Here is a 14058-nt window from a genome sequence, read left to right on the forward strand (position 1 = left end):
GTCCTGGCGGGACGTCGGCCGGGGCGTGTCCGACGTCGCGTCCGACGTCGTATCAGTCCTGGTGTGCCGACCCTCGTGGCCGACACTGTCAGCGCAGTCCTGGTGCCGGTTCTCATGGCCGACACTGTCAGCCGAGGCACGCCGGCCGGGGCACGCCGGTCGGGGCATGGGGACGGGCATGGCGACCGGGGCGCATCGGCGGGGGCATGTCAGCCCGGGTTGCCGCCCTGTGCCGCCGCGTCGTCCGGTCGCCGCGCGCGTGCGGTCCCGTCGGCGTCCGGTGGCCGTACGCGGTCCGCCCCTTCGCCCTCCGGCGGTCGGACGCACGTCCCGTCGTCGTCCGGCCCCACGTACTCCGGAAGCGTCAGTCGGGCCACCGCCCCGCCGCCGTCCGGGGCGTTGGCGAAGGTCAGCTCCGCGCCGATCACCGCGGCCTGCGCGACGGCGATGGTCAGCCCCAGTCCGTGCCCCTTGCCGCCGCTCTCGGTACGGAACCGTTGCGGGCCGCCGTCCAGCAGGTAATCCGGGAAGCCCGGTCCGTGATCGCGCACGGTCACCGTCGGACCGTCCACCGTCAGCAGCACCGGGGGCCGGCCGTGCCGGTGCGCGTTGGCGATCAGATTGCCCAGCACCCGCTCGACCCGCCGTCTGTCGGTCTCGACCCGTACCGGCGCGGGCGGCCGCGCGGGCGTGTGCTCCCGCCGCCGAGCCGCCCCGGCAGCCGTGCCCGCGCCCGCCCCCGTCGCGGTCTTCCCGTAGCGGACCTCGGTCTTTGTTCCGGACGCGCGCACCACGCGCTCGATGAGCGGCGCGAGTTCGAACACGTCGAGTTCGACCTGTTCCGTACGGGCGTCGAGCCGTGAGATCTCCAGCAGGTCCTCCGTCAGGGACCGCATCGCCCTGACCCGGTCGCGCACCATTTCGGACGGCCGCCCGGGCGGCAGCAGTTCGGCGGCGGCCGTCAGGCCGGTGAGCGGGGTGCGCAGCTCGTGCGCCACGTCGGCGGTGAAACGCTGCTCGGCCAACAGCTTGCGCTGGAGGGTGGACGCCATCGTGTCCAGCGCACCCGCGACGATCGCCACCTCGTCCTGCGGACGCGAGGGGTGCGCGGTGCGCGGGTCGTCGACCCGGGCGTCGAGGTCGCCCGCGCTGATCCGGCGGGCCACCTGGGCCGTCTGGTGCAGCCGCCGGGTCACCCGGGTGACGGCGAACGCGCCGACGAGCAGGGTGGCGCCGGTGGCCAGCAGCGAGGAGCCGACGATCGCCCGGTCGAGCGCGTTGATCGTGCGGACGCCCTGGCTGTAGTCGACCGCCGTGGCCAGGGCCCCGCCGTCGGCCGGGGCCGCTGCCCACATGGCGGGACGCCCGTCGCGGTCGCCGACCAGCGTGCCGCGCTCTCCTTGGACGGCCAGCGCGCGCAGGGCCGGGGGCAGCCCCGGCGGATCGACACCCGAGCCCGGCGGCAGGGCCTCGCCCGCTTCGTACGCGGTCGTGACCTGCGACAGCTGGAGCAGTGCCTTCTCGCGGGCCTCGGCAACGGTCGTGCGGGTCACCTCCCCGTGCACCAGCACGCTGAGCAGGGCGGCGAGGGCGCAGCACATCACCGTGATGAAGACGGCCGACTTCCAGGTGAGCGTCGCCGTCCAGGCCGGGACCCACCATCGCCGCCGCCCGGTACCGGACCGTCCGTCGCACCCGTGACGCCGGGCCGCCGTGCCCCGCCGGAGGCCGTACGGCCTCATCGCCGCTCCGCGGAGACGCCGACGGACGGGGTGGAGGCCGGGGCCGACGAGGCGTCCGGGACCGGGACCGGGCTCGGCCGGTCGGTCTCGACAGGGGATCGCGGTGCACGGGGCGAGGGCATCCGCAGGATCTCGTCCCGTGTCGGCAGCATGGCGCGCTGCCGGTCGTCCCAGGACCAGGCGGTGCGGTACTCGTACCCCCGGATGGCCGACGGCACCCGCATGATCAGGTCCCGCCCGGCCAGCTCGATGCTGATCACGGCGTCGGAGGTGGACAGGATCCGGGTCAGACCGCCCGCCTCCGGCTTGTAGACGCGCACGGAGATCTGCTGGCCGGGCAACCGGATGCCGAGCACCATCTCGTCCTTGCCGTCCCCCGTCAGATCACGGAAATAGGGGCGCAGCACCGGGCAGGTGGCCGGCTCGCGGGGGCAGGCATTGATGCGGCGGACGGTGTCGGCGGGGAGGTCCGTCGCGCCGCTGGACCGGTTGGAGTGCGCCTTCAGCCCGGCCCGCGTCACCGCGACCGGGTCCAGCCGGTGCACATCGCCGTCCGGCACCTCGATCCCCGGGATGCGTGCGGTCTCGCCCTCGCCGTAGTCGTACGGCGCTGCGGAGGCGGGCGGCAGCTCGGGCCAGAGCCGGGCGGGCCCGACGGCGTGCGGCACCGGTCCCGTGCTCCGCAGCTCGCCGCCCGCACCGCAGCCGGCCAGCAGCACGGCGCCCGCGGCGGCCCCGAGGGCCGACGCCGCACGGCACCGAACGCGGCGACGCGGACGCATGTCACGCTCCCTTCCCTGGGCACATGCCCCCCTCGGGCACATGCCCCATAGACCTTATTCGGAAGGAAGTCGTTCATCCTTATTCAGTACTGGCCGTATACCGGTGCGGTACAGGCGGTTCCGGCCGGCGCCGTCACGCGCGGGCCACGCCCGTGTTCGGCGCGTGACGGTGACGGGTTCGTACGGACGGGCTCGGGGTTCGCACGGACGGGTGCGGAGGCCCGCCGGATGTGTCCCGCCTCGGGCGAAGGGCCGAGGGCCGTAGCAGCGGCGAATGGCCGGAGAAGCATTGAGGGCCGGGCGGAAGGCCGCGATACTGACGACCGGCCCACGGGGGATCAAGGGAGGACACATGAGTCAGGTGGTCACGGGGACCATGGTGCGCGTCGAGAACGTCCACAAGTCGTACGGTCAGGGAGCCGCCGCCGTCCATGCCCTGCGCGGCGTCTCCTTCGACATCCCCCGCGGCGAGCTCGTTGCGCTCAAGGGGCGCTCGGGCTCCGGGAAGACCACCCTGCTGAACATCGTCGGGGGACTCGACGCACCGGACCGGGGCCGGGTCACCGTGGACGGCCTGGACCTGTCGGAACTCGGCGAGGACGGCCTGCTGGCGCTGCGCCGGGACCGGATCGGCTTCGTCTTCCAGTCCTTCGGCCTCATCCCGATCCTGACGGCCGCGGAGAACGTGGGCGTGCCGATGCGCATGCGCCGGGCCGACGTACGGGAGCGCGAGGAGCGGGTCGAGCTGCTGCTGTCCCTGGTGGGCCTCGCCGACCACGCGGCCCAGCGGCCCGGCGAGCTCTCCGGCGGCCAGCAGCAGCGGGTCGCCATCGCCCGCGCCCTGGCCAACAACCCCTCATTGCTGATCGCCGACGAGCCCACCGGGCAACTGGACGCGGAGACCGGCCATGCCGTGATGGAACTGCTGCGGGCGGTCGTGCGCAGCGAGCAGGTCACCGCCCTGGTGGCCACGCATGACGCGACGCTGCTCGACCTGGCCGACCGGGTGCTGGAACTGCGCGACGGGGAGATACGGGACGAGAGGGAGCGGTAGGCCGAGCCGTCGCCTGTCGGCCCTGCGTCGAAGACGGGCCCCGACCTGCTCCTCGTCACGTGGATCGGGGTCGTCGTCGGTCGGCCGTGAGGCCGGTGCCGGGTAGGCGGCGGGGACCGGGGACAGCCGGGGGCAGGGCGCGTCGATGTGGCGAGCGGCCCGGGTACCTGCTGTTCGGCCGCGGCCGACGATCAGCTCTGCCCGCTGTCGTCCGGCCATACGGTGATGTGGTCCTCCTCCAGCTCCAGTGCCACTCGGTCGCGCATGCCCAGCGCCCTCGTGTAATCGGCGGGCAACTGGAGGCGGCCGGCCCGGTCGAGCATCGCGTACTCGCGGGCCACCAGCGTCTCGTGGCCGGTGGTCTCGTCGACCTCGCTGCGGCGCAGGACCTCCGTGGAGGTGCGGCCGTCGCGGATGGCGACCGTGCGGCGGACCTCGGTGGCCACGGCACGGTCGTGGGTGACGATGACGATCGTGGTGCCCAGCTCCTCGTTCGCCGTGCGGAAGGCGGCGAAGATCTGCTGGGCGGTGTGGGAGTCGAGCTCGCCGGTGGGTTCGTCGGCGAACACCACCGCCGGGTCGCAGGCGAGGGCCACGGCGATGGCGACCCGCTGCTGCTGACCGCCGGACATCTCATGCGGGCGGCGGTCCCGGCAGTCGGCGACCTGGAGCAACTCCATGAGTTCCAGGGCGCGTTCGGCGCGGGCCCGGGCGCGGCGCCGCCCGCCCGCCAGCTGGAGGGGCAGGGCGACGTTCTGGGCCGCGGTGAGGTACGGCAGCAGGTTGCGGGAGGTCTGCTGCCAGATGAAGCCGACCACCTTGCGCCGGTAGTACAGGCGGTCCTTCGCGGTCATGGCCAGCAGGTTGTGGCCGGCTACCTCGGCCGCCCCGGCGGTGGGGGTGTCCAGGCCGGCCAGGATGTTCATCAGGGTGGACTTGCCGCTGCCCGAGGCGCCCACCAGGGCCATGAGTTCGCCCTTGCGGACGAGCAGGTCGAGGCCCTGGAGCGCCTGCACCTCCACACCGTCCGCCGAGAAGACGCGGACCAGACGGTCGCAGGTGATGAGGGCGTCGTGGCCGTAGGCGGGCCGATCGCGGGTGGCGGTCGCCTTGTCGGCCAGTTCGGCGAGGGTGGGATTCGTCGTCATCGGGCTCCTTGGTCGATGAGGGGCCGCGACCGGCCGGGCGCGCGCCGGGGCGGCCGCGTGCGGGCGGGGCCGCCAGGGTGGAGGCCGGGACCGCCGAGTCCGCCGAGGTCCGGGGCCGGGGCCGCCGAGTCCGCCGGGGGCGGGGGCCCCGGTCGCCGGAGCCCCCCGGCCGTGGCGCCAAGGCCGCCGGGGGCGGGGTGCGCTGCTCTTCTCACCTCGTGTCACCCGCTCTCAACTCCCGCACCGCTCCTCTTCTCCCCGCCCACCACGCCTGTACGCCGGCGATTCCCACCGTCACCGCCACCACGGCCAGCGCCGGCACCGTCAGCGACCAGGCGTCGGCGTGCAGCGGGGTCTGATCCGGGGGAGCGACCGAGGGCGGCAGGGCCACTGCGGTCAGGTCCATGCCGGGGGAAAGCAGGCGGATCGCGGCCCAGCCGGTCACGACGCCGCCCGCCGCGGCGAGCACGGCCTGGGGCAGGGACTCCAGGACGAGCAGGCGGCGGCCCTGCGCACGGGTGAGGCCCATGGTGCGCAGGCGGGCGAGCAGCGCGATGCGCTCGGGAGCGGCGCGCAGGAGTGACAGGAGCAGCGCGAGCACGGCGTAGCCGGCGCCTGTTGCCACCGCGGCCGTGTAGAGGTGCTCCACGCCGGACTGGAGGGGGGAGTCGACGTACCGGGCCCTCTCGTCGGCGCGGAGGCGGACCGACACCGCGTCCCCGGCCGCTTCGCGCAGGGCGCGGCCGTCCGCTTCCGGGCCCGTCACCAGCAGCGTCGTCGGCCTGGCCGCGGCGCCGAGACCGGCGCGGTCCACCACCAGGAAGTCGGCGCCCATCACGGCCGGAGTGCTGTCCCGGACGAGGACGATGCGGACGGTGACCCTGCGGCCGTCCTCCATGCTGAGGGGGAACGGAGCCGAGCCGTGGGCGTCCGCCACGCTCGGGGAGGCCACGGCGGGCAGTACGGCGCCGGCCCCCAGGTCGCCCCGGCCCTTCTTGAGGACTCCTTCGGAGAAGGCACCGAGTCCCGTCCGCCTCGTCAGCTCCGCGTAGCCGCCGGGATCCACGCCCACCACCGGCACGGCCTGACGTCCGTCGTTCGGCTTCGCCTGGTAGGTGACGCTCACCGCCGTCACCTCCCGCACGCCGGAGACCCGGCGCACCCGGTCGGTCAGCCCCGCGGGCAGGGAATCCACCGTCGACCTCAATCGGGCGTCGGCTCCGACGGCGAGGAGCGCCGCGTGGTCCCGGGCCTCGCCGATGCTTGCCAGGACCGAGCCGCCGAACGAGGCCGTGGTGAGGGCGGTGAGCAGGGCGAGCAGCGGCAGCACCGCGGACGCGGAACTGCGGCCGGCCCGGGCCAGGGACAGATGGCTCACCACGCCGCGCAGCCGCCCGGCCGGGCCGGCCAGGCCACGCAGGGGGAGGGGGTAGAGGCGGACCAGCAGCAGCGCGGCGATCACCCCCACCAGCACGGGCGCCGCCGCGATCAGCTGATCGCCGGGCCCGCCGGACGTGCCCTGCCGGCGCAGGGTCACCACCGCGGCGGCGGCCACCGTCACCAGCGTCAGCTCGGCGACCGTGCGTCGCCGGGACGGTCGTACGGACGTCACGTCCTGGCGGAGCGCGGGGAAGCGGACCTGCCGGTGGGCGGCCGCCGCGCGCAGCGGAAGGGTGGCGCAGGCGACGACCGTGACCGCGAGGGCGGCCAGTACCGCGGGCAGGGCCCGGGCGCCGGGGAGGGCCCACATCGCCACGGCCAGGCCGAGCGCCCCGGCCGGGACGGCGACCACCGCCGTCTCCGCGAGCAGGCGGGCGGTGAGACCCGGCAACGAGGCTCCGCGGGCGCGCAGCAGGGCCAGTTCGGTGCGGCGGCGGTCGGCGGCCAGGCCGCCCGCCATCACCAGCACGACGACGGCGACCGTAGCGCTGCCGAACGCCGCGATCGAGATCAGCGGGGAGATGCCGGAGTGCAGGCGGGAGTAGGAGGTGAGCACGTCGTCGAGGTCGGTGGCGGCCTCCATGAGGAGGTCGGCGGCCTCGCGCGCCTGCTGGAGACTGGGGCCCGACTCCAGGGCCGCGATCGCGGATTCGAGCGCGCCCAGGTCACGGTGGCGCAGGGTGTCCGGGGCGGGGGCCAGTCGCCAGTAGCGGTGGGGCAGCTCCTCGACGCGCAGGAGCACGGGGGCGGCCTCGGGTGCCAGCAGCAGGGTGCCGAGCCAGTACCGGGGCGAGTCCTGGTCGGCGGGCGATATCGGCGTCAGCGCGGGCGTGCGCAGCAGGGGCTCCGCCGACCAGTAGGCGCCGTCCCGGTCGCGCGGGGCGACGATGCCGGTGACCCGGACGGTGAGCGTGCTCTGGTCCGCGCTGGGGATGTGCAGGACCGATCCGACCTTGATGCGCAGGCTCTTGGCGGTGTCCGCGCTCACCGCCGCCTCCACCTCGGGCGTCGTCGCGGTGACCGTGCCGGACGCGCGTGGCAGACGGCCCTCGCGCAGCCGGGCGTGGTCGGCCAGGCCCGCCTGCGCGACGAGGGCGACCCGGGCGGGCAGCCCGCTCGGCCGGGGCAGCCAGGGGTCGGACACCTCGTGGTTCACGGAAGTGGTCACGCCGTACGACGACTGGCCGAGGTCGGGGACGAAGGGGCGCCGGACCGTGCCGAGGATGCTGTCGTAGTCGCTCTTCATGGTGTCGGGGCGCATGAGTTGCTCGCGCTGGCCCTGCGACATTTCCACCGTCATGGGCGCCGGGGCGGACAGACGGACGACGCTGCGGGAATGGGGCGTCTGTTCGACGGAGCGGCGCAGGCCCGCGTCCTCGTCCCGCTCCACCGCGCGCGGGAACGCGGCGGCCAGGCAGGCGGTCACCGCCACCAGCAGCGCGAGGGCGAGCGCGGCCCCGGGGGCCGACCGCAGACGGGTGCGGACCCAGGGGGCGGCGGCACGCTCCCCACGCCTGAACGGGATCATCACGTCACTCCCCTTCCCGCAGCACCCGCACCGGATCGGCCTGTCGCGCCGCCAGCAGCGCCACGACGACGACCGGGACGGCGGCCACGGCCGTCAGCAGCGCGGCCACCCGCAGCGGCGGCAGTTCCACCAGCAGAGCCGGCACCGGGCGGGCGGCCTCGCCGGTCAGGACGATGAGCGGCAGCACCGCGCGGGTCAGGGCGATGCCCAGGCCCGTGCCCACGGCCAGCGCCAGCGCGACCAGGACGCCCTGCTCGGCCACGACGGCACGGGCCAGCCGACGGCGCGGGGCACCCAGCGCACGCAGGATCGCGAACTCGGCGTTCCGCTCCCGCAGCGCCCCGGCCGCGCTCACCGCGAACCCGAGCGCGGCCAGGACGGCCGCCGCCCCGGCCGCTGCGGTGAACGCGGCCTCCGGGCCCGCCCCGAACGGGTCGTCGCGCAGCTCGGCGGCGATCTCGTCGCGCACGACGATCTGCCCGGGATCGAGTTCGGGCCGGGCGCGCAGAGCGGTGGCGATGCCCGCGGTGTCCGAGGGCGAGTCCGGCCGCAGCCACCACTCGTTGGGCGCGACCGCGGCCCCGTAGCGGGCCTGGAGGACCCGGTTCACGGCGCGCAGATCGAGGAGAACGGCGCCGCCGTCGCCGTCCTGCTCCCCGCCCCGGGTCGTCGGCAGCTCCCGCAGGGCGCGCACGATCCGCACGGGAACGTTCTGCCCGTCGAAGGCGATGTCCATCGTCTGACCGGGGCGGGCGCCGGTCGAGGCGAGGAAGCGGTCGGTGACGAGGGCGGCCACCGCGGTGGCCTTGGGCTGTGTCACCTGCATGCGCAGCGTCAGTGACGGGCTGAGCGAGGACAGGTAGGACGGGACGTAGCCCGTGCCGTACACCACGGTCGGGCGCGCGGCGGGGCGGACGCGCGGACGGGTCGGCGAGGTGCTGGAGTCGGACGGGCCCTGCCCGTTGGTGTCGCAGTCCGCCGTCCAGGACGCCGGCAGGGGCACACGCTGGGCTGTGCCGGCGGCGGTTGTCGCGGTCAGGGCGTCGAGGGTCAGGGTGTGCTGTTCGGCGTGGAGGGACGGCACGGGCAGCACGAGCTGTACCCCGGTGAGCGTCAACGGTCCGTGGTTTGTCGGCAGATCGACGGACAGCGTGTGCGGACGCCCGTCGGCGGGGAGGTCGCCGGACGGCAACGCGTAGGGGACGCCGTGGCCGTCCTCCAACGTCAGGGTCACGGTCGCCGCGCTCTCGGTGTCCCGCACCGAACCGAGCAGGGTCGCCGTCAGCGTCAGCCGGGTCGCCCCGGCGGGCACCCGCGCGCCCGCCGTCTCACCCGACGGGCCCAGCTCCGCCAGCAGCCGCTTCATCGGGGCGGGCGCCAGGTCGGGGCGCAGCAGGACGGTGTCCGCCGCGTTCGCGGTGTCCAGTGTCAGCACCGTCGCCGTGCGCCGCCCGGACAGCGTCAGGGTCTTCCGCACGGCGGGGACGGCCTCGCGCACGTGGGGCACGGCCGCGTATTCCTGCGTGCGGCCGAGCTCGTCGCCGCTGGTGCCCAGGATCCGCACCGGCGCGCCCGCCGCGAAGTCGGCCTGGTCGTCCTGCGAGCGCTCCCAGGAGGAGCCCTGGCCGATCGCCAGTACGCCGAGCGCGACGGCCAGGACGAGCAGCAGTACGGGACCGGCGCCGCGCCCCGGGCGGCGGCTGAGCTGCCAGCCGGCCAGCGCCGCGGCCAGCCCCCGCCCGCCCGTCGCCCGGCGCTCGGCGATCCGGGCGGCCAGCGGCAGCAGACGCAGGGTCAGGACCGCGCCCGCCAGCAGCGCGAGGGCGGGTGCGGCGACCAGCAGCGGGTCGATGCCCAGGGCGCCGGTCGTGTCCGCGCTCACCGCGCCCGACGTGCGGCGGGCCAGTTGCCAGTAGGCGACCCCGGCCACCGCCACCAGCCCCAGGTCCGCCCCGGCCCGCAGCGGAGCGGGCAGGGCGCGGGCGCGGGACGTGCGGAATCCGGTCGACGCGACCGCCGGCAGGGTCACCGCCAGCGCGCACCCCAGCGCCACCCCGGCCGCCGTCAACCACACGCCGAGCCGTCCGCCGGCCGACACCTCAAGCTCCAGCCCGAGCCGGGCCAGCGCCCCCTGCCCGGCCAGCAGCCGGACGAGCGGGCCCGCCAGCAGCGGGGCGATCAGCAGCGCGGGCCCGGCCAGCAGCAGCGCCTCCCGGGCGGCGAGGCCGGCGAGGGCGGGGCGGGAGGCGCCGCGGGCGCGCAGCAGCCGGGTCTCGCCGGTGCGTTCGACGGCGAGCAGCCGGGCCACGAGCAGCAGCGCGCAGGCCGCGAGCAGGGCGAGCTGGAGGGCGACGATCAGGAGGGTGGAGCGGGAGACGAGCAGGGAGCGCTCGACCCGGTCGAGGACCTCGGGCAGGGCGGTGCTCGCGGTCGTCCCGCCGACCGTACCGCCCTTGCTGCCGTCCCCGGTGGGCAGCTTGAGCAGGGCCGGCCCGGTGCGTGCGGAGGTGCGCAGGGTGTCGATGCGGTCGGCGGTGAGGCCGGCGAAGTCGGCGGAGGCGAGCCACCCCGACCCTCCGCCGCTCACCCGGCCGCCCGTGACGACAAAGGGCGTCGTCAGCAGGGGGCCGTAGGTGGTGAAGGAGGACGTCCGTACGCCCCGGCCGCCCAGTTCGTCCAGAAGCCAGTAGGGGGAGGCCGGGTCGGCGGGCCGGTACACGCCGGTGACCAGGATCCGCACGGGCGGCCCGTCGAGCCGGTCGGTGAGGGTGAGGCGGGCGCCCGGTGCCAGTCGCAGCCGCCGCGCGGCGGTCTCGGGCATCGCCACCTCGACGTCCGGCGCGCCCGCGCGGGGCAGGCGCCCCTTGCTGAGCCGCACCTGCGTGGAGTCGAGCGCCGCGAAGTGCGTGAGGTCGGGCTTGTCGTCGGGCCGGGTGGCCGCGGCCCGGGTGGTTGCGGGCAGGGCGTACGGGCCGGAGCGCACCAGCGTCCGCACGGTCACCGGCAGCCCGTCGAAGGTACGGCGCGCTCCGTCGCGTACGGCGGCGTCGGCGGCCCGGCGACGATCGGCCGTCACCTCGGCCTTGACGACCAGCGCGGCATCGGCGGCGTTGCGCGGATCGGCCAGCGAGTGGCGCAGGGCCGCGTCGCCGATCGCGGTCGAGTAGGCGGCCAGGGCCGCCAGCACGGAGGTGGTCAGCAGGACGGTGACGAGCGCGGCGGCGATCAGCGGGCGATGCGCCCGCGCCCTCGCCAGGACGAGCGTGGTACGCCCCGAACGCCCCGCGAAGCGCCCCCCGAACATCGCCACTCGGCTTCCCCCAAGCCTCTGTTGTCACTGTCGCCTCAGACCTTCCGGTGATGTTGTCAGACCGGGCGCGGCGAGGTAAGGGATGGTGAAGCGGGCTTGACCGGATTGTGACCGGAAGTCGGTGTTCTATGAACGGAGTTCGGGCTGTTGAGCGCACACTCCGGCGCGTCGGTCCACGGCGCCGCCGCGTACGTCAGGCGGTTCCACCAGGCCGTCCCGTGCTCCTCGGACAGGCCGAACCCCTTGACGGCGACCCGCGTGTGCCGGCGGCCGGAAGGACCCTTGCGGAGGGAAGGGCGAGGCAGGTGGTCGCTCTCAACTCTGGTACGGATTCCGGCCGGGCCCGCCCGGCGCGTACCCCGGGTGTCCCTGCCCCTGCGCCGGCCCGAACGGGTTGCCCTGCTGCGCGGCCACGTGCTGTGCCAGCAACTGTTCCGCCTGCTCCTTCGCCATCTGCTGCTCGCCGCCGCAGAACGTGCACTGCGTGGCGAACTTCGTCGAGAACGGGAACAGCGGCACGAAGAACAGCGTGAACTTGGTGACCCGCTTGCGCAGCGTGTGCGCGGCCGGATTGCCGCACCAGCCGCAGACCAGCGTCAGCACGGCCAGTTGGTACAGATATCCCCGCGTACCAAAAATGATCACGTCGTGGGTCCCTTCCCCGTTTCGCCCAGGAGCGCCTGCCGACAGAACGCCAGCAGTTGTTCGTCCTCGTACGTGTCGTGGCTGCCGAAGGTGCCGTCCATCGCGTTGTGGCGGCGCACGGAGGCGAGCTCGGCGCGCAGCACGCCCGCCGCCTCCGGCCCCGCGGCGGCCCCCATCCGCGCCAGGTACCGTGCCACGCGGACCCGGGACTGACGGCTGCGCTCCCAGGCCGCCAGCAGCACCGGAACGGACTCCTCGGCCCGCCCCGAAACCTCCCACAACGCGGCCGACGCGTCCACCCGCAGCCACAACTCCTCGTGGTGGAGCAGCGCACGGAGCCGGGGCACGGTCGCCGCCGCCCGCGTCCCGAGCCCGGCCACGGCGTTCACGGCGGCGCGCACCTCGTGGACGCGCTTCGCCCGCAGCCCCTCGGTCAGCGCCGGCAAAACGGCGTCGGCGTCCCCGCTCACCGCCCACAGGGCCGAAGCCGCCTCGATCGCCTCCGCCGCCGGGACGGCCCCGGGACGGTGCAGCAGCGCGCGCAGTTCCGGCACGGCGCCGTGCGCGGCGGGGCCGAACGAACCGAGCGCCCGCAAAGCCGCCGTACGCAGCCACTCGCCCCGGTACGCCGGAGCGCCGCGCAGCACCCTCAACACCTCCGGCACCGCCTCGTCCGCGGGTATCGCGGTCAGGGCCATCAGCAGCGGGCTCGCCCGGTCGTACGCCGCCTCGTCCAGCCGGACCTCACCCAGCCTGCGGCGCAGCACCTCCGTCAACGGGGCCGCCGCCGTCCCCAGGAAGCCTATGGTGAATCCCACGTCGTGGGGTATCTCGCGCCGCTCCAGGGCCGTGGCCAGCGCCGGTACGGCACGGGGGTCGCCGAGCCGGGCCAGCGCCTTCACCGCGCTGCCGAGCGCCGGCGGGCCGGTCGGCCAGTCCCGTACCCATGACGAGGGGTCCGCCGCGACCCGCGCCGCCAACGCGTCGGCGGCGGGCGCGGCCAGCCCGAAGAGGTCCTCCAGCACCTGCGCGGCGGTGCCGGACAGCCGGGGCTCGGGCGTGGCGAGCTGTTCGCCGACCAGGCGGACCAGCTCGTCGTAGGACCCCCGCCAGACCCGGATCAGCGCGCTGCTCATCCGGAGCGCGTCGATCCGCTGCTGGTGGTCGGGACTGCGCAGCTGATCGCTCAGCAGCGCCGTGCGCTCGGCGACCCGGTCGTCGAGGCCGGTGTGGAGCGTACGCAGCAGATCCGCCGTCCAGGGCGCGGTGCGGGCCACGACCCCCTCGCCAGACAGCGCCCGGGCCTGGCCCGGGCGGGCCGCGGGCACGGCCCGCTCCTCCGACCCCGGCTCCCCGGCGCCGGACGCCTCGGCGGGCGCGTCCAGGGCCGCGATCACATCGGCCGCCGGGCCGGGCCGGGTCTCGCCCGTGCCGTACGCGGCCGGGGCGGAACGCCACGCGGGGGTCTGGCGCAGTTGCCGCAGCAGGCCCGTCACCATACGTACGACGTCACCCGGCAGCGCGTCCGGCGCGCACCGTGCCAACTGGGCCAGTGCGGCGAGCCGCAGCCCCGGCGGGAACCCCTCGCCGGTCAGCCGGGTGAGCCAGCCGGCAGCCTGCCCGGCCAGCGAACGATGCCGCAGCGCGACCCGCCCGGCCGCCTCGACCAGCGCGAGCCGTACCTCCTCGGACGGCTCCACCGGCAGCCGTTCCCGCAGCAGCGCGAGCACCCGCGACGGGTGGGCGTGCAGTCCGGCGAGCGCGAGCGGCGCGGCGAGCCGCACCCCCGGGTCCTCGTCGGCCATCAGCTCGCAGAACACCCCGGCCCCCGCGGTGACGGCGGTCGCCGCCATCGCGTAGTTCGCCGCTCCCTCGATCTCCTCCTCGGCGATCTCGTCCTCGTCGTCCTCGCCCAGATCGATGCCGCCGATGCTGGTGAGCAGCTCCACGATGCTGCCCCGGTCCTGGATGCCCGGATCCACGACCAGCTCGAAGAGAAAAGGAATGCAGGCCAGCGTGCAGGCGTACACCTCACCCTGGTGGTGCACGGCCCCGTACATGCCGTCCAGCGCCGCTTCGCGCAGCACCGGATCGTCGGACGCGAGCCCCCGTAGCATCGCCGGCACGTCATCGGCAGGCCCGTAGGCATGCTCCATCGAGGCCCAGTCGACCTCGTCGATCCCTGCGAACACGCCCTCGCCTCCCCACGCGATTCACACCAAGCAGTGTTTGCCAGAGTGTGCACCACGGTCCGACCGTGTGCCCTCTGCATGCGTTCTTTTCCTGACGGACATGACAAAGTTCTTGTCATGCGCTATCGGACCGCCGGGCGGAACGATCTCCTCCAATGCACGTCACCGCAGGTCGCCCGAACGCCGACCGTTCGTCGGCCGCCGACCGTGAACGGCG

General features: G+C 75.1%; 8 protein-coding genes. 1 reads left to right on the top strand and 7 read right to left on the bottom strand.

From position 1 onward, the window contains the following. Positions 1 to 209: 209 nt before the first annotated feature. Positions 210 to 1742 (bottom strand): HAMP domain-containing sensor histidine kinase, encoded by a 1533-nt coding sequence (locus ACGF2V_RS13455; RefSeq protein WP_362705388.1) that lies wholly within the window; start codon positions 1740 to 1742, stop codon positions 210 to 212. Then, positions 1739 to 2524, bottom strand: a complete 786-nt coding sequence (locus ACGF2V_RS13460; RefSeq protein WP_362621897.1) for a hypothetical protein — start codon at positions 2522 to 2524, stop codon at positions 1739 to 1741. The genes ACGF2V_RS13455 and ACGF2V_RS13460 overlap by 4 nt, the downstream gene beginning before the upstream one ends. A 352-nt stretch (positions 2525 to 2876) precedes the next feature. Between ACGF2V_RS13460 and ACGF2V_RS13465 the strand changes: the two genes are divergently transcribed. After that, on the top strand, positions 2877 to 3578 hold the full coding sequence (locus ACGF2V_RS13465) for an ABC transporter ATP-binding protein (protein ID WP_362621895.1): 702 nt from the start codon (positions 2877 to 2879) through the stop codon (positions 3576 to 3578). Between the two features lie 191 nt (positions 3579 to 3769). Here ACGF2V_RS13465 and ACGF2V_RS13470 read toward each other — a convergent pair whose 3' ends face one another. The 5 genes from ACGF2V_RS13470 to ACGF2V_RS13490 form a co-directional block, all read right to left on the bottom strand. After that, positions 3770 to 4726, bottom strand: coding sequence for an ABC transporter ATP-binding protein (locus ACGF2V_RS13470; protein WP_362621893.1), 957 nt, complete (start codon positions 4724 to 4726; stop codon positions 3770 to 3772). Positions 4727 to 4937: 211 nt separating this feature from the next. Then, complete coding sequence (locus tag ACGF2V_RS13475; RefSeq protein ID WP_362705386.1) at positions 4938 to 7694, bottom strand: FtsX-like permease family protein; 2757 nt, start codon at positions 7692 to 7694, stop codon at positions 4938 to 4940. A 4-nt stretch (positions 7695 to 7698) separates the two neighbouring features. Beyond that, positions 7699 to 10998, bottom strand: coding sequence for an ABC transporter permease (locus tag ACGF2V_RS13480; protein WP_362621940.1), 3300 nt, complete (start codon positions 10996 to 10998; stop codon positions 7699 to 7701). Between the two features lie 321 nt (positions 10999 to 11319). After that, positions 11320 to 11649: a zinc-ribbon domain-containing protein gene (locus ACGF2V_RS13485; protein WP_362705383.1), complete on the bottom strand. Its 330-nt coding sequence runs from the start codon at positions 11647 to 11649 to the stop codon at positions 11320 to 11322. Then, positions 11646 to 13841, bottom strand: coding sequence for a PBS lyase (locus tag ACGF2V_RS13490; RefSeq protein ID WP_362705380.1), 2196 nt, complete (start codon positions 13839 to 13841; stop codon positions 11646 to 11648). The genes ACGF2V_RS13485 and ACGF2V_RS13490 overlap by 4 nt, the downstream gene beginning before the upstream one ends. Between the last annotated feature and the right edge of the window lie 217 nt (positions 13842 to 14058).

Origin of the sequence: Streptomyces sp. NPDC047982 (genome assembly GCF_043204165.1) — a bacterium.
Lineage (GTDB): Bacteria > Actinomycetota > Actinomycetes > Streptomycetales > Streptomycetaceae > Streptomyces.